Below are 14346 nucleotides of genomic sequence, written 5' to 3' on the forward strand. Positions count from 1 at the left end.
AGCCGCAGGGCCATGCCGGTGGCTTCCAGGTCGGCGTGGGTGCGGTGCGCGAGGTGCGACCAGTGGGTGACCTCGCCGGAGACGTAGTAGGGAATGCCGCAGATAGAGAAGTTCGGGTAGGCGTCCGCGACGACCACCGTCACGTCGACCGACGGGTCGAGCTCGCGGGCGCGCAGCGCGGCCGAGATCCCGGCGTCGCTGCCACCGATCGCGACAAGGTGCACGACAAACAGCCCCTTCCAGGGGTGAGCGAAAGTGGGGAGCCCCGACGGCGGCCGGCCGGGTCGATCCGGGCAGGCCGCGCGACGTGGGGCGACGAGCGGGCCTGACGATCAGGCGGCGGGCAGGAGCTCGCCAATCAGCTTCTCGACGCGGGTGCGGATCGCGTCGCGGATCGGGCGGACAGCATCCAGGCCCTGGCCGGCGGGGTCGTCGAGCTTCCAGTCCTCGTAGCGGACCCCTGGGAAGACCGGGCAGGCATCGCCGCAACCCATCGTGACGACCACGGTCGAGGACTCGACCGCGTCGATGGTGAGGATCTTCGGTATCTCGGCGGCGATGTCGATGCCGAGCTCGGCCATCGCCGCGACGGCGACCGCGTTGACCTTCTCGGCGGGCATCGACCCGGCGGAACGGACCTCGACCTGGCCACCGGCAAGGTGGGTAAGGAAACCGGCCGCCATCTGGGAGCGGCCCGCGTTGTGGACGCAGACGAACAAGACCGACGGCTTGTCGGACACGGACAAGTCCCTTCGTGGGCGAGGAGGTCCGCCGGCCCAGCCACAGGCGGCTGGGTGACGGGGGTGACGTCAGGAGGTGCGGGGCGAGGGAAGGTCCTGGTCGGGCAGGAGGCTTTCGACAAGGGTCCGTACCCGGCGGTCGATGTCGTCGCGGATCGCGGCGACCTGGTCTACCGTGGCGGTCGCGGGGTCGTCGATGGGCCAGTCCTCGTAGCGTTTGCCGGGCATGTAGGGGCAGCGGTCGCCGCAGCCCATCGTGATCACGACGTCGGCGGCGGCGAGGATGTCGTCGGTGAGCGGCTTGGGGAACTCCTCGTCCAACGACAGGCCGATGTTCTTCATCGTCGCGATGACCTCGGGGTGGATCTGGGAGCCGGGATCGGAGCCGCCGGTGCGGATGTGCAGGGCGCCGTCGGCGTAGTGGCGGGTCAACGCGGCGGCCATCTGGGAGCGGCCGGCGTTGTGGACGCAGACGAACAGCACCTCGGGCACCCGCTTCGGGATCAGCCCTCGGGTCGCCGCGAGCGCCTCCAACCGCTCCCGGGTCAGCCGCTCGGCGAGGTTCGGTAGGAACACCGTGACCCGGGCGGTGCGGGCCAGCAGCCGGTAGGAGTCGGCAAGCACCGCGCCAACCTCGGCCGCCTTGAACGTGGTGGCGTAGTCGTATGCGATCCGGCGGCTGGTTGCGGTCAGCGCGCGCAGGGTCGCCGGGTCGACGTTCGGTAAGCCAGCCAGGCCGGCGACGCTGTCGGAACTACTCATGACGCACCTCGCGAAAGCTGGGTGGGAGCGGTGCCGTTGGCCAGCGCGGCGCCCGTGGTATCCGTGGTGTCCGTGGCTGAATGCGGCAGCAGTACGTCCGCGGCCTGTCCCGGTCCGGCGGGAGTGGACGGGTAGAACAGGCGGACCAGGCCGTAGCCCACCGCGCCTCCCACCAACTGCGCGGCAATGAACGGCGGGACGGAGGCGGGGGCGATGCCGGCGAACGTGTCGGAGAACATCCGCCCGACGCTGATCGCCGGATTGGCGAAGCTGGTCGAGCTGGTGAACCAGTAGGCGGCCCCGATATAGGCGCCGACCGCGGCCGGTGCCCGCTCCCCGCTCCCCGACCGGACGAGCGAGAAGATCAGCAGGATCAGGCCGGCGGTCGCGACGACCTCGGCGAGCAGGTGCGCGCCCGACGCCCGGTGATGCGTCGAGATCGACACCGCCGAGCCCGCGAACATCAGGTTCGCCAGCACGGCGCCGCCGACGCAGCCGGCGACCTGGGCGGGCAGGTAGGCCGCGGCGTCCCGCCACGACAGCCCGCCGAACGTCGCATCAACCAGCGTCACGACCGGGTTGAAGTGCGCTCCCGACACGGGCCCGACCATCAGGATGATCGCGTAGAGGCCGGCGGCGGTCGCCGCGGCGTTCTCGACCAGCTGCAGGCCGACCTCGCCGGGGCTCAGCTGCTGCGCCGCGATCCCGGAACCGACGACCAGCGCCGCGAGCAGCAGGCTGCCCAGTGCCTCGGCGGCCACCCGCCGCACCAGCGGCGGCGGGCCACCAGTGTGATCCGTCATCTGCCGGTACTCAGCAGCAGTGGCCGGCCGAGACCGGCTGCGCTGCGAGCAGGTCTACCGCCCCCGCCGGCACGACGGCGGCCGGCGCGCAGCAGCCCGCGCCCTGCTCCTGGCTGTCGAGCCGATCGGCGGCCGACCCGGTCGACCCCGGGCGCGCGGAGTCGCTGTCGGCCAGGACGGTGTAGACCTCCCACGGCGCGCCGTCCGGGTCATCGACCCACACCTTGTCCTGCAGCGCATAGCAACAGGTCGTGTTCTCCTCGACGGCCGTCGCCAGCCCCGCCCCGGCGAGCCGCGCGGTGGCCGCGGACACCTGCTCAGCGGACTCGACCTCGACACCCAGATGGTTGAGCGCCCCGGCGACCCCGGCACCGCGCGCGTCCGGGTTCTCGATCAGCACCAGCTTCAGCGGCGGGCTGTCGATCGCGAAGTTCGCGTACCCCGGACGGCGCTTCGCCGGCTCGACGCCGAACAGCTTCCCGTAGAACTCCACCGCCGCGTCCACGTCCGAGACGTTCAACGCCAGCTGTACTCTCGCCATCCCGCACCTCCACCATCGTATCGACATGTGTCTATATCCGATGAGCAGACGATGACCGATGAGATAGACGCCTGTCAATACCTGGGGCATGCTAGAGCCATGGCGAGGACGACAACCCCACCGGCAGCGATGGCGGCACCCACCCTCGATGCCACCTCGGCCCCGAGTCCTGGCCTTGCGGGCACCTTGTCGTCGTGCTGCACGCCCCTGGCACACGCTCCGCTGTCCGCCGTCGACGCCGAGCAGCTCGCCGGTGTCCTGAAGGCGATCGCTGTCCCGGCCAGGCTGCGGCTCCTGTCGATGATCTACGCCCGGGATGGTGGGGAGGCGTGCGTCTGCGAGCTCACCGAACCCCTCGGCCTGACCCAGCCAACGGTCAGCCACCACCTGAAGGTCCTCGTCGACGCCGGCCTGATCAGCCGCGACAAACGCGGCGTCTGGGCCTACTACCGCCCCGTACCCGCCGCCATGGCGGCCCTCGCCGCGATGCTCACCCCCACGATGGGTGCCATCGAGGTCGCCTGACCAGCGTTACTCGATGGGCATGGTCTTCGCCACCCTTACGGTCTTCCTGATACCGCTGACCTTCGGTGCCGCCGTGACCAGCTGCCTCCTACGAGCGATGACCTTCATGATCGTTGCCTCGCCGTGTGCGGTCGTGCTGGCCACGATGCCGCTGCTGTTGTCCGCGGTCGCCAACGCCGGACGCCACGGCGTGCTGGTCAAGTCCGCCGTGGTCATGGAGCGCCTAGGCCAGGTCGACGCCGTCGCGCTGGACAAGACCGGCACCGTGACCGAGGGCACACCTCGCGTCACGGACATCCGCCCCCCTAACCGGCTCCACCCTCTCCCGCGACGCGCTACTGATCCTGGCGGCCTCGGCCGAACACCCCAGCGAGCACCCGCTGGCCCGCGCGGTCGTCGGCGCGGCACGCGAGCGCGGCCTAAAGCTGCCGGTCGCCCAGAACTTCAGCTCCGCCCCCGGCCTCGGGGTCACCGCGACCGTGGACGGCGCCGTGGTCGCGGTGGGAGCTGCGCCCCGGCCGCTTCACGCCGCCACCGGCGCCGTATCGGCGCAGGCCCTCGCCATCACGCAGGCGCTAGAAGATGGGGGACGCGGTGCTCGTCGCGCGCGACGGTGTCCCGGTCGGTGCGCTGGGCATCGCCTGCGCCCCGATGCGGCCAGCACCGTCATCGCCTCACCGCGCTGACGGGCGCCACGCCGATGCTGATGACCGGCGACAATCCGCGTGCCTCCTCACGGCTTGCAGCCGAGGTCGGCATCTGCGATGTCCGCGCCGGTCTCCTGCAGGGCAAGGCCACCGCCGTCCAGGAACCGCAGGAGGCCGGGCGCAAGGTCCTCGTGACCGGCGACGGCGTGAACGACGCGCCCGCGCTGGCCGCCGCCCACGTCGGGATCGCCCTGGGCCGCGCTGGTTCGGACCTCGCGTTGGAGACCGCCGACGCCGTCCTCGTTCGCGACGAGCTCGCCACCATTCCCGCGGTGGTGAGGCTGTCGCGCTGGGCCCGCACGCTGATGGTGCAGAACCTGATCACCGCTTTGGTGTTCATCTCCGCACTGGTCATCTGGGATCTCGCCGGACACCTCTCGCTGCCATTCGGCGTGCTCGGGCACGAGGGTTCCACGGTCATCGTCGGCCTCAACGGCCTGCGCCTGCTACGCGCCGCCGCCTGGAAGCACGCCGCCGCCCCGACCGCGAACGGCCGGTGAGCCGGCGCCACCCGCAAGGCCGCCCCTGTGCGGACCGCGCCGCCTTGCACCGGTCCGACACCACCTGACACCGGTCCTTCCGCTGTGGGGTGGCGCCCGACGACGACGTGCACGATCGGGTCTTGGGGATGATCGGCAGGTGTGGTGTGGCCTAGGCTGGTGTGGTGTCGACAGTCGCTCCCGACTCGCGGCCTGTGCCGGCGGCGTGCGGGTGGACGAGGGTGTGGCGGGCCAGATCGCGGACGTGATGTTCGCGTTGTCGACGCCGAGCCGGGTGCAGATCCTGGGGTGCCTGATGGGCGGGCAGCGTTCGGTGGGTGAGCTCGTCGAGGAGCTGGGGTTCGAGCAGTCCGGCCACCCCCATCAACTCCGGGAACACGGTCTCGTGCGGGCCGAACGACTGGGGCGCCGCCGCGTGTACGCGCCTGCGGACGACGACGTGGCCGCCCTGCTGGCGCACGCGATCCGACGCGTGACCTCGCGGGCGTCGCCGGCTGGCCGGCTGCGTGGCGCGGCGTCTCAGCCGTAGCGGGATGACCCGTTCGGCTGCGGATCGCCGCGGATCGGACGATGCGATCGCCTACGGATCCTTCGGCTCCCGGCGGAGCGCCGGTCGCTGCTGGATCGTGCGCACCGCGGTGACATCGAGGAGGCGTGGGGCACCGTCACGGTGCTCGACACCGGCCCGCGGACGTCGCTGCGGCGCCGGCTGGCGACGTTCGCCGCGGTGATGGGGCTCGGGGTGATCGTGATGGTCGCCGACAACGACGCCGGTGGCCTGTCGTTGTACGCGCAGGCCGGACAGGACCACGGCTTCCGGTTGCTGTGGCTGGTGGTGCTGCTGGCGCCAGTGCTGTTCGTCAACCAGGAGATGGTCGCGCGTCTCGGTGCGGTGACGGGCGCGGGCCACGCCCGGCTGATCTTCGAGCGGTTCGGTTGTCGCTGGGGCCGTTTCGCGCTGGCTGACCTGCTAGTGCTGAACGTGCTCGCGATCGTCACCGAGTTCCCGGTCAGCCACGAGGCCGCACGATCGTGGTCGTCTGAGGGCATAGCCGCGTTCCGCCGGCCAGCGGACCGCGCCCTGACCGTTGGACGGCCGGCCGCCCGCCCCTTCCTGGTAGTTAGTGGACCTCACGTCGACCGTCCACGAGACCGGGATCGCTCCAGTCTGGGACGGTGTCGTGGTCGTTGTCGACGGTCTCTGCGTGGTGAATCCGCCGGTAGGCGCGGTTACGCAGGCGCAGCGTGACGGTGGCCAGCAGGGCGGCGAGCAGCGAGCCGGCCAGGATGGCGATCTTGGTGTGGTTGTCGCGTTCGCTGGTGGTGCCGAAGGCCAGCTCGCCGACGAGGAGGGAGACGGTGAAGCCGATGCCGGCGAGGACCGCAATCCCGAGGATGTCGATCCAGACCAGTCCGTCGGCGAGGGTGGCGCGGGTGAAGCGGGCGACCAGGTAGCTGGCGGCCATGATCCCGAGCGGTTTGCCGACGACGAGGCCGACCATGACGCCGACGGCGGCCCGGTCACCGAGGGCACTGACGAGGCCGTCGACGCCGCCTATGGCGACGCCGGCGGAGAACAGCGCGAAGATCGGCACGGCTATCCCGGTGGAGATGGGTCGCCAGCGGTGTTCGAAGTGTTCGGCGAGCCCGGGGCCTGCGTCCGGGCCGCCGGCCCGTTCGCTGCGTTGTACGGGTACGGCGAGGCCGAGGAGTACGCCGGCGACGGTGGCGTGGATGCCGGAGGCGTGGATCAGCATCCAGGTGGCGGCGGCCGGGGGGAGCAGCAGCCACCCCGACCGCACCCGGTGTTGCACGAGCAGGGTGAATAGCGCGAGCGGTATCAGGGCGCCCAGTGCTGGGAGGATCGCCAGGTGGTGGGTGTAGAAGATGGCGATGATGGCGATGGCGAGCAGGTCGTCGACCACTGCGAGGGTGAGCAGGAAGGTCCGTAGCGCCGACGGCAGGTGGCGGCCGATGACCGCGAGCACGGCCAGTGCGAAGGCGATGTCGGTGGCGGTCGGGATCGCCCATCCCCGGGAGGCGTCTCCGCCGAGGTTGATCAGCGTGTAGAGGACGGCGGGGATGGCGACGCCGCCGGCCGCGGCGATGACGGGGACCGCGGCGCGCCGCGGGTCGCGCAGGTCACCGGCGACGAACTCGCGTTTGAGTTCCAGCCCGGCGACGAAGAAGAAGATTGCCAGCAGGCCGTCTGCTGCCCACTGGGCGAGGGGCAGATGCAGGTGTAGCCAGGGTGGGCCGAGCTGGTAGGACTGCATCGACCGGTAGGACTGTGACCACGGCGAGTTCGCCCAGCCGAGCGCGACGACCGTCGCGGCGAGCAGCAGAGCGCCCCCGATGGTCTCTTTGCGCAGGATGGCCGCGATCCGGCGGGTCTCGGGCCAGGACCTGCGGGCGAACATGGGGGGCGGGGTCTGGCTCACGGCGGCGCTCCTGGTCAAGGGGTCAGCTAAGACGCTGCCGACCAGACTTCCCGGCACACCGTGCCCTCACGGTAGCGAATCAAGGCGGACGCGCGGGCCACCCTGGTCGCCGAGGCCGGGACGCCAGGCGCGGCGAGACCTCCGCCACGAGGCTGCGCCTTCCCCACCCCAAGGTGCGGTTGACGGTGACGACCGACCGCCGTCTCAGGTTCGCCGCGTGGTTGCGGGAGTCTTGTGCGGGGCGTTTGCGGCAGCGCGGGTGGCGGACGCGGTATCTTGACGAACGTCGGTGGCCGTGGGCCGCCGCGCGGCGGTGGGGCTCGCCGTACCCGAACCGCGGTACTCGGTCGACGTTGCGCCGAGGTGCCGCCAACAGTCCCTACTTGTGCCAGGTCGTGCCCGGCTGCCCGGGTGCCGCGCAGGTAGGGAGGTAGGTGTGGACGGTGCCTCTTCGCCGCAGGCTGTGAAGCCCGCGGATCCGGATGTGGATCTGCATGTTCCGGCGCAGCGTCGGGAACTGCACCGCAGGCCGATGCTGCTCCTGGCGGTGATCGCGGCCGGCGGGGTGATCGGCGCGTGCGCCCGTTATGGCGCGTCGCTGGCCTGGCCGAGTCCGGCTGGTGCGTTCCCGTGGACCACGCTGGCTGTCAACGCGGTGGGATGTGCGGCGATCGGGCTGCTCATGGTGGTGATCGCAGAGGAGCGGGTGGTCCATCCGCTGGCCCGGCCGTTCCTCGGTACCGGTGCGCTGGGCGGGTTCACCACCTTCTCCACGTACGCGGTCGATGCGGAACGGCTGGTCGACGGCGGGCGGCCCGGCCTGGCTTTGGGATACCTGGCGCTGACGGTGGCGCTGGCGTTGGGTGCGGTGTGGGCGTCGGCGGTGGCGACCCGCCGGCTGATCGTGAGGCGGGCTGGATGAGGCTGACGGGTCGGGCGCTGCGGCTGACGGTGTTCATCGGGGAAGGCGACCAGTGGCACCACCGGCCGCTGACCAGCGAGATCGTGCACCGGGCCCACCGTGCCGGGCTCGCCGGCGCGAGCGTCTTTCACGGGGTGGAGGGGTTCGGCGCGTCGTCGATCGTGCACACCACCCGGTTGTTGTCGCTGAGCCAGGACCTGCCGGTCGCGGTCGTCATCGTCGACGACGAACCGCGTATCCGCGGTTTCCTGCCGCAACTCGACGAGCTCGTGACCGAGGGACTGGTCATCCTCGACGAGGTCGAGGTGATCCGCTACGTCGGCCGCCAGGCGGTCAGGTGAGCTGGCTGCTGGTGATCGTCGGGGCGGCGGTCGGCGCGCCGCTGCGCTATCTGACCGACCGGGCGGTGCAGGCCCGCCACGACACGGTCTTTCCCTGGGGCACGTTCACGGTGAACGTCGCGGCCAGTCTGGTCCTCGGCCTGCTCACCGGCGCGGTGACGGCGGGGGCGGCGTCCTCGCGGCTGGCGCTGCTGGTCGGGACCGGGCTGTGCGGGGCGTTGAGCACCTACTCGACGTTCTCCTACGAGACGTTGCGGCTGGCCGAGGACGGCTCCTGGCTGCTCGCCGCCGCCAACGCGCTCGGCAGTGTGCTGGCCGCGTTCGGCGCCGCCGTCCTCGGCGTGGCCGTGGCGCGGGCGGTGTGGGGATGACCCGGCCGGTGCGGGACACGCAGACCGCGCCCACCGCGGCGGCTGGGCGGCTGCGGCCGTGGCGGTTCGTGCTCGTCTTCGGTGTGGTCAGCCTGCTCGCCGACTTTGTCTATGAGGGTGCCCGGTCGGTCACTGGGCCGTTGCTGGCCTCGCTTGGCGCGTCCGCGGTCGTGGTCGGTGTCGTTACCGGGGTGGGTGAGGCCGCGGCGTTGCTGCCCCGGCTGGTTTCTGGGGCGTTGGCTGAGCGGACCGGCCGGTTCTGGGCGTGGACGATCGCGGGGTATGCGCTGACCGTCGCCGCCGTGCCGCTGCTCGGGGTGGCTGGGGTGTTGTGGGCGGCTTGCGTGCTGGTGGTCGCCGAGCGGGTCGGTAAGGCGGTCCGCAGCCCGGCCAAGGACGCGCTGCTCTCGCATGCGACCGCCGCGACCGGCCGGGGCCGTGGGTTCGCCGTCCACGAGGCGCTTGACCAGGTCGGCGCGGTGGCCGGACCGCTGCTCGTCGCCGGTGTGCTCGCCACCGGCGCCGGCTACGGGCCGGCGCTCGCCCTTTTGGCCGTACCCGGCCTGGGTGCCCTGGCGCTGCTGGTCTGGCTGCGGGCCCGCGTGCCCGACCCCGCCGGCTACGAGCCGGCGGCCGTGCCCGCCCCCCGCACAGACCCGGACCCGGCCACCGTCGCCCGCACCCCGCTTCCACGCGCCTTCTGGGTCTATGCGGCCTTCACGGCCGCGACGACCACCGGGCTGGCCACGTTCGGGGTCCTGTCGTTTCACGCCGTGAACCGCGGGCTGCTGCCGGTGGCCGCGGTGCCCGTCGTCTACGCCGCCGCGATGGGGGTCGACGCGCTGGCCGCGCTCGTGACCGGCTGGGCCTATGACCGCTACAGCCCTGGGGTGCTCGCGGCGCTGCCTCCGCTGGCCGCGACCGTGCCCGCGCTCGCGTTCACCAACACCGCGACGTTGGTCGTCGCCGGCGCGCTGGTCTGGGGAGCGGTCACGGGCGTGCAGGAATCCACCCTGCGCGCCACCGTTGCCGACCTCGTCCCACCCGCCCGCCGTGCCAGCGCCTACGGCATCTTCGCCGGTGTGGTCGGCGCGACCACCGCCGCCGGCGGAGCGCTGGCCGGCGCCCTCTACGACCTGTCCATTCCCACCCTTATCGTGGTCACCGCCGCTGTGCAGGCCACCGCGTTGGTCCTCCTGGCCGCGAGCCGGCGCATCCGCCCGTGACCGGCAAGCCGGTCGCGGCCTCCTGCCGACGGCACGCCAGCGCGGTTCCAGGGGCTTCGGTCGTCGCCGCCGCCGAGGTCGGCCGTGTTCGTGTCGCATAGGGGTACGTCGATGGCTGTGGGCCAGGTGGCGTACCTGTCATGTGGCCCTGGCCGACAGGCCGGCAGGTCCCCTGACCGCGGTCTCGAACCTGGCCCGGCCGGCGGGTCCGAAGGAGCGAGGCAGAACGGTCGGGCCCGGGATCTGACGCGGCCCGGCGCCGCCTCGGTACGCCCAGGAGGGGGGCGCTGCCGGCCCTGCACCTACGGCACGCCCCCGCCATGCTGTCAGCCCCGGCGGGCCATATGGGCAGTCGACCCAGCGGGCCACCAGCGGGCCGACATGCGGCGTACGCGCGGGGCGGGCTTCGTCGATCGATGTTTGTCGATCTTCGTCTGGCCGTTGCGCTGGGCTGCTCGCCGTCGCGTGTCAGAGCCCCGCTGCCGGGTGCGGCGCCCCATGCAAGCCGCGACCGGTTTGATGGCCGAGAGCGAACCGCTTGAATGGTGACCAGTCGTCGCGAGTCACTCGGGTCGGTGCTGGCCCTGGCTCACCATCCGCCAGCCGCGCAGTGTCTGACAACGACCCCGGCACGCACGCGATGGTCCAGGCGGCGCGGTGGCACCGGCCGACCGCCGGGGTGCCCCGCATGTTCCGCGAACAAGCGTGGCCCGCTACGGAAGCGCGGCCGTCTTGGCGCCGAGGACCGCGCGCCGCCGCTCTCGCATTTGGGCGTGCCCGACGAAACCGAACAGGACTGCGAGCAGGACCACCGACGCGCGAAGGGTGCCTAGGTCAAGGCCGCCCTTCTCGGTGGGTTTGGTCAGGAAATCCCCCGCCGTGGCACCGAGCGGACGGGTGAGGACAAAAGCAACCCAGAACAACATCACGTTTGACACTGCGGGAACATATCTCAACGCAAGAAGAAGACCGAGGAGGCTGATGATCAGCAGGGCGCTGTCGGCATAGCCGAACCCGGATTCGTCGGACAGAAAATCACCCATCGAGGTGCCGAGTGTATTCGACACAAGAATAGCGGACCAGAAGAGCGCCTCGCCTCGGAAGGTATCGATGTCGCGGATCGCGAACGTGAGTCCGGTCACCTTCCAGATGGCGAAGATGGCCGCCAGCAGCGACATGAGGATCAGCGCTCCGGCGGGGTATCCCAGGCCCAGCCCCTGCGGTCCCCAGCCCAGCGAGCGCGCTCCGCTAGGCAGATACTTCGCGCCGGCGTCGCGATTCATGAAATCGGAGATCGTGGTGCCGACCATGCTGGTCGACAGAATGACCGTCCAGTAGAAGAGCGGATGGTAACGCCTGGAACGCAGCTGAGAAACGAGGGTGGCGAGGAAGGCCGAGAACAGCGCGGCGGTCGTTAGAAAATATCCGATCCTGAAGGTTTGTGCGAACAGATCACCTGCTGTCTCACCTAGAGTGGTTGCGGCAACCTTCATGACCCAGAAGGCCAGCGTGATCTCCGGTAGCTTCTTCGCGGCGCTTCTGCCGCGATCCGTGATCCCGAGTTCGGTAAAGACTTGTGAGCTTGCCACCTTTTACCTCTACCCGACCTATGTGAAGGATGCTGTCGGCCGTGCTTTGTGTCTCGCCAGCGGAGCGTGAGTACCGCGACTCGCGCCAGGGGCACGCTACAGGCGGCCGGCTGTGTGCGCGATGCGAGTCGTCAACTACAGGGGCAGGCCGCTCTCGTGGCCAATGTGCGCCGGTGGCCATGGTGGAGAGGCGAACGCCAAGGCCCGAAGTAACACGAATCGCAATCAAATCGAGTCGACGGGCGTTTCGCCGCGGGGAGCGGAGGGCTGCAATCACCTCGATCCAACGACGGCGAGGTCAGTGACGATGCGCGCTCCGCCCTGGGCCCGGCACGCCAAGTGACGAGAGCACCTCTGGAGACAGGCTCCGAGCGATTCGCGGGACCGGCGCAAGATGAGGGGCCCAACGTCCGGCAGCAGGACGAACGCTCGGCGCCCCGGACGAAGTGCACCTCCGACCCCCTGCTTGCCTCGGAAGCTGAGGTTTACCTAAGCTCTGGCCGTGTCGGGGATCGGACGGTAGGGGGCCCATGTGAGCGAGACGCGGACACTGATCCTGGGGTTCGTCGCGGGCGTGACGATCCTGCTGGGGCTTCCGCTGGGCCGGCTGCGTCGTCCGATGCCTGGCGTGCGCCAGCTCCTCAACGCGACCGCGGTCGGTATTCTGATCTTCCTCGTGTGGGACGTGCTTGCCCATGCTTGGGAGCCCATCGACACCGCGCTGGGCAAGGTGCACGACCACAGCGGTGGACTCGGCCCGGTCTTCGGCTACGGGGCGTTGTTCCTCGGCGGTCTTTCCGTCGGGCTGCTGGGCCTGCTTGCCTACGAACGCGCGCTCGCAGGCCGCTCCGACCGGCCGCGACCCGCCGACGCGGGCCCGCAGACGCGCCGTTTCGGACCCGGTGCCATGGCCGCCGAGGAACTCACCTCCCTCAACCCGCCCGTCCAGCCGGGGACCTCTCCTGCGCGTCGGCTGGCGTTGACCATCGCCGTAGGTATCGGTCTGCACAACTTCGGCGAGGGGCTGGCCATCGGCGGGAGCGCCGGCCGCGGTGAGATCGCGTTGGCCACCCTGCTCGTGATCGGCTTTGCGCTGCACAACGCGACCGAGGGATTCGGGATCGTCGCGCCGCTCGCATCCGAGGCTGACCGGCCCAGCTGGAGCTTCCTCCTGCTTGGCGGGCTCATCGGCGGCGGTCCCACAGTTGTGGGCACCGCCATCGGTCGGCAGTTCACCAGCGACGCGCTGAGCGTGATCTTTCTTTCGCTCGCCGCAGGTTCCATCCTTTACGTCGTAGTCCAGCTCATCGCGGTGGCTTCGCGTGCGGGTCGCCGTGATCTGCTCTACGTCGGGATCCTCGCCGGGCTCGCCGCCGGGTTCCTCACCGACGCCGTCGTCACCGCGGGCGGCGCCTGACCACCAGCTCCCCGCGTCTCGGGTGGCCCGGGGCTTCCGTTTCGCTGTCCGGCTGGGAGAGGGACACCGAAGCGGGCCGGGAAGCGTCCGCCCCGCAGGGCGTCAGTGGCGCCGGGTCGCCCGCCAGAGGGTGAACGGGAGCATGGCGGCGACCACGAGCGGTAGCAGCCACCAGGCGGGCATCGCAGTGTGGACCGCGGCGGTGGCGGCGACCGCTAGTGCGACGCCGAGGGCGACGCGCCAGTCGTCGCCGACGATGAAGTCATACCAGAAGGCAACGAAGGCACGGATCTTCGCGGTCATCGTCAGCTCACCTTCGTCGCGTGGGCGGTGGCGTCGGCTGGGGCTGACGAGGCGGTGGGAGCGTTGCTGCGGCGGAGCGGGCCGACGAGGCCGAGTGAGAAGGCGGCGATCGCGGGCAGGAGGACGAGCAGCGCGGTGTCGGAGCCGGGCCAGTGGCCTCCCGCGCCCTCGGCGGCCCAGAACGTGCCGAAGCCGGTCAGCATCACGCCGACGACGAACTTCATCGTGTTCTCCGGCACCCGGGCCAGCGGCGCCCGCACGACGAGCCCCGCTCCGGCCACGACGACGACGGCGGTAACGGCCGCGATCGCGGCCATGGGGATGTCGTGCTGGTTGGAACCGAAGGTGACCGCGATGAACGCGACGACGGCACGGCAATGCCGGGCGGCCAACCCCGCTCATGGCGCTGCTGGAGATCCACGCCGGCGACGTGAGCCCGACCCGGGATCGGACCCGCCGTCCGCGTCGGGGCTGCCGGGGGCCAGGTTCAGGTCGAACCAGACCCGTTTGCCACCTGGGGTGGTCTGGACTCCCCAGGCCCGCGACAGTGTTTCGACCAGCAGCAGGCCCCAGCCGGATTCGGCGTCTTCGCCCGGTGCGGTAACCGGGCGTGGCAGGGTGGCGCCTTCCTGGTCCTCGACGCTGATCCGTAGCCGGCCGGCCTCCTCGGAGGCCCGCAGGACCAGAGCGCTGCGGGCGTGCCGCACAGCGTTCGTGACCATCTCCAGTCCACCTGGGTGCTGGCGGCCGGCTTTCACCCACGTCACTCGCCGTTGGGGATCGCCTGGACCGCGGTGACCGCCGCGGTCATGGTCGCCCTCGCCGCCGGGAAAGCCCGCACCGGCGCCGCGCTGGACAACCCGGTCCTGAGGACCGAGGGCCGCGTCACCCTGATCGATGGCCTGCTCGCGACGGCGGTGCTGCTCGGCCTGGTCCTGAACGCGCTGGCGGGCGTGTGGTGGGCCGACCCGGCGGCCGGCTACGTCCTGGTGTACTACGCGGTCCGCGAGGTGAAGGAGATCTTCTCCGCCGGGCCTTGAACGGGCTGTCCAGTGCTCCTCGGGAACGGGCGCCGGTCGGCGCGGGTGGGACCGCGGTAGCCGCCACGGCCAGCGAGGCGAGGGCGGCGGCGGGGCCGAAGCCGGTGGTCACGGTCAC

17 protein-coding genes and 3 pseudogenes are annotated in these 14346 nt (G+C 71.0%); 10 read left to right on the plus strand and 10 right to left on the minus strand.

The window, feature by feature from the left end; translation table 11 throughout:
• The 5 genes and pseudogenes from I6A60_RS33030 to I6A60_RS33050 form a co-directional block, all read right to left on the minus strand.
• Window positions 1-224, minus strand: a pseudogene (locus tag I6A60_RS33030) (CoA-disulfide reductase); the annotation flags it as partial.
• Between the two features lie 108 nt (window positions 225-332).
• Window positions 333-740: an arsenate reductase ArsC gene (locus I6A60_RS33035; protein ID WP_203055781.1), complete on the minus strand. Its 408-nt coding sequence runs from the start codon at window positions 738-740 to the stop codon at window positions 333-335.
• A gap of 69 nt (window positions 741-809) precedes the next feature.
• The gene (locus I6A60_RS43185; RefSeq protein WP_203019616.1) at window positions 810-1502 is read right to left on the minus strand and encodes an arsenate reductase ArsC; all 693 of its coding nucleotides are present in this window, start codon (window positions 1500-1502) and stop codon (window positions 810-812) included.
• Entirely contained in the window at window positions 1499-2305 is an 807-nt protein-coding gene (locus tag I6A60_RS33045) for an aquaporin (protein ID WP_203019618.1), read from the minus strand. The genes I6A60_RS43185 and I6A60_RS33045 overlap by 4 nt, the downstream gene beginning before the upstream one ends.
• A 10-nt stretch (window positions 2306-2315) precedes the next feature.
• Window positions 2316-2846 carry an ArsI/CadI family heavy metal resistance metalloenzyme gene (locus I6A60_RS33050; RefSeq protein ID WP_203019626.1) on the minus strand — a complete coding sequence of 177 codons (531 nt, stop codon included), beginning with the start codon at window positions 2844-2846 and terminating at the stop codon, window positions 2316-2318.
• 99 nt (window positions 2847-2945) lie between these two features.
• On the opposite strand from I6A60_RS33050, the gene I6A60_RS33055 reads away from it, so the two are divergent.
• The 4 genes and pseudogenes from I6A60_RS33055 to I6A60_RS44265 all read left to right on the plus strand — a co-directional run.
• Window positions 2946-3371 (plus strand): metalloregulator ArsR/SmtB family transcription factor, encoded by a 426-nt coding sequence (locus I6A60_RS33055; RefSeq protein ID WP_203019628.1) that lies wholly within the window; start codon window positions 2946-2948, stop codon window positions 3369-3371.
• A pseudogene (locus I6A60_RS43025) lies at window positions 3370-4578 on the plus strand (HAD-IC family P-type ATPase); the annotation flags it as partial. The gene I6A60_RS33055 and the pseudogene I6A60_RS43025, both read left to right, overlap by 2 nt.
• Window positions 4579-4789: 211 nt before the next feature.
• Entirely contained in the window at window positions 4790-5107 is a 318-nt protein-coding gene (locus I6A60_RS33070) for a helix-turn-helix transcriptional regulator (protein ID WP_203019634.1), read from the plus strand.
• A 41-nt stretch (window positions 5108-5148) separates the two neighbouring features.
• Window positions 5149-5584 (plus strand): annotated as a pseudogene (locus tag I6A60_RS44265) (divalent metal cation transporter); the annotation flags it as partial.
• Between the two features lie 115 nt (window positions 5585-5699).
• Here I6A60_RS44265 and nhaA read toward each other — a convergent pair.
• Complete coding sequence (nhaA, locus tag I6A60_RS33080) at window positions 5700-6998, minus strand: Na+/H+ antiporter NhaA (protein ID WP_203019705.1); 1299 nt, start codon at window positions 6996-6998, stop codon at window positions 5700-5702.
• 457 nt (window positions 6999-7455) lie between these two features.
• Here nhaA and I6A60_RS33085 point away from each other — a divergent pair, with 457 nt between their 5' ends.
• Genes I6A60_RS33085 through I6A60_RS33100 form a run of 4 tightly spaced genes read left to right on the plus strand, consistent with a single transcriptional unit; the run spans window position 7456 to window position 9879 of the window.
• Complete coding sequence (locus I6A60_RS33085; RefSeq protein ID WP_307873983.1) at window positions 7456-7941, plus strand: CrcB family protein; 486 nt, start codon at window positions 7456-7458, stop codon at window positions 7939-7941.
• Window positions 7938-8282: a DUF190 domain-containing protein gene (locus tag I6A60_RS33090; protein ID WP_203019636.1), complete on the plus strand. Its 345-nt coding sequence runs from the start codon at window positions 7938-7940 to the stop codon at window positions 8280-8282. The genes I6A60_RS33085 and I6A60_RS33090 overlap by 4 nt, the downstream gene beginning before the upstream one ends.
• Window positions 8279-8653, plus strand: a complete 375-nt coding sequence (crcB, locus tag I6A60_RS33095) for a fluoride efflux transporter CrcB (RefSeq protein ID WP_203019638.1) — start codon at window positions 8279-8281, stop codon at window positions 8651-8653. The genes I6A60_RS33090 and crcB overlap by 4 nt, the downstream gene beginning before the upstream one ends.
• On the plus strand, window positions 8650-9879 hold the full coding sequence (locus I6A60_RS33100) for an MFS transporter (RefSeq protein WP_203042633.1): 1230 nt from the start codon (window positions 8650-8652) through the stop codon (window positions 9877-9879). Before crcB ends, I6A60_RS33100 begins: the two co-directional genes overlap by 4 nt.
• Before the next feature lie 713 nt (window positions 9880-10592).
• On the opposite strand, the gene I6A60_RS33105 is transcribed toward I6A60_RS33100, so the two are convergent.
• Window positions 10593-11372 carry a hypothetical protein gene (locus tag I6A60_RS33105; RefSeq protein ID WP_203019708.1) on the minus strand — a complete coding sequence of 260 codons (780 nt, stop codon included), beginning with the start codon at window positions 11370-11372 and terminating at the stop codon, window positions 10593-10595.
• Window positions 11373-12000: 628 nt separating this feature from the next.
• Between I6A60_RS33105 and I6A60_RS33110 the strand changes: the two genes are divergently transcribed.
• Complete coding sequence (locus I6A60_RS33110) at window positions 12001-12885, plus strand: ZIP family metal transporter (protein ID WP_203019648.1); 885 nt, start codon at window positions 12001-12003, stop codon at window positions 12883-12885.
• 102 nt (window positions 12886-12987) lie between these two features.
• Here the strand turns inward: I6A60_RS33110 and I6A60_RS33115 are convergent, their stop codons facing one another.
• The 3 genes from I6A60_RS33115 to I6A60_RS33125 are packed head-to-tail and all read right to left on the minus strand — an operon-like array spanning window position 12988 to window position 13910.
• Window positions 12988-13188, minus strand: a complete 201-nt coding sequence (locus I6A60_RS33115) for a hypothetical protein (protein ID WP_203019650.1) — start codon at window positions 13186-13188, stop codon at window positions 12988-12990.
• A 2-nt stretch (window positions 13189-13190) separates the two neighbouring features.
• Window positions 13191-13580, minus strand: a complete 390-nt coding sequence (locus tag I6A60_RS33120) for a hypothetical protein (protein WP_203019652.1) — start codon at window positions 13578-13580, stop codon at window positions 13191-13193.
• 6 nt (window positions 13581-13586) lie between these two features.
• Window positions 13587-13910 carry an ATP-binding protein gene (locus I6A60_RS33125; protein WP_203019654.1) on the minus strand — a complete coding sequence of 108 codons (324 nt, stop codon included), beginning with the start codon at window positions 13908-13910 and terminating at the stop codon, window positions 13587-13589.
• On the opposite strand from I6A60_RS33125, the gene I6A60_RS33130 reads away from it, so the two are divergent.
• Entirely contained in the window at window positions 13887-14228 is a 342-nt protein-coding gene (locus I6A60_RS33130) for a cation transporter (protein WP_307873985.1), read from the plus strand. The two genes, I6A60_RS33125 and I6A60_RS33130, sit on opposite strands and share 24 nt — an antisense overlap.
• The last annotated feature ends 118 nt before the right edge of the window (window positions 14229-14346 follow it).

The organism is Frankia sp. AgB1.9, from assembly GCF_016786355.1.
Lineage (GTDB): Bacteria > Actinomycetota > Actinomycetes > Frankiales > Frankiaceae > Pseudofrankia.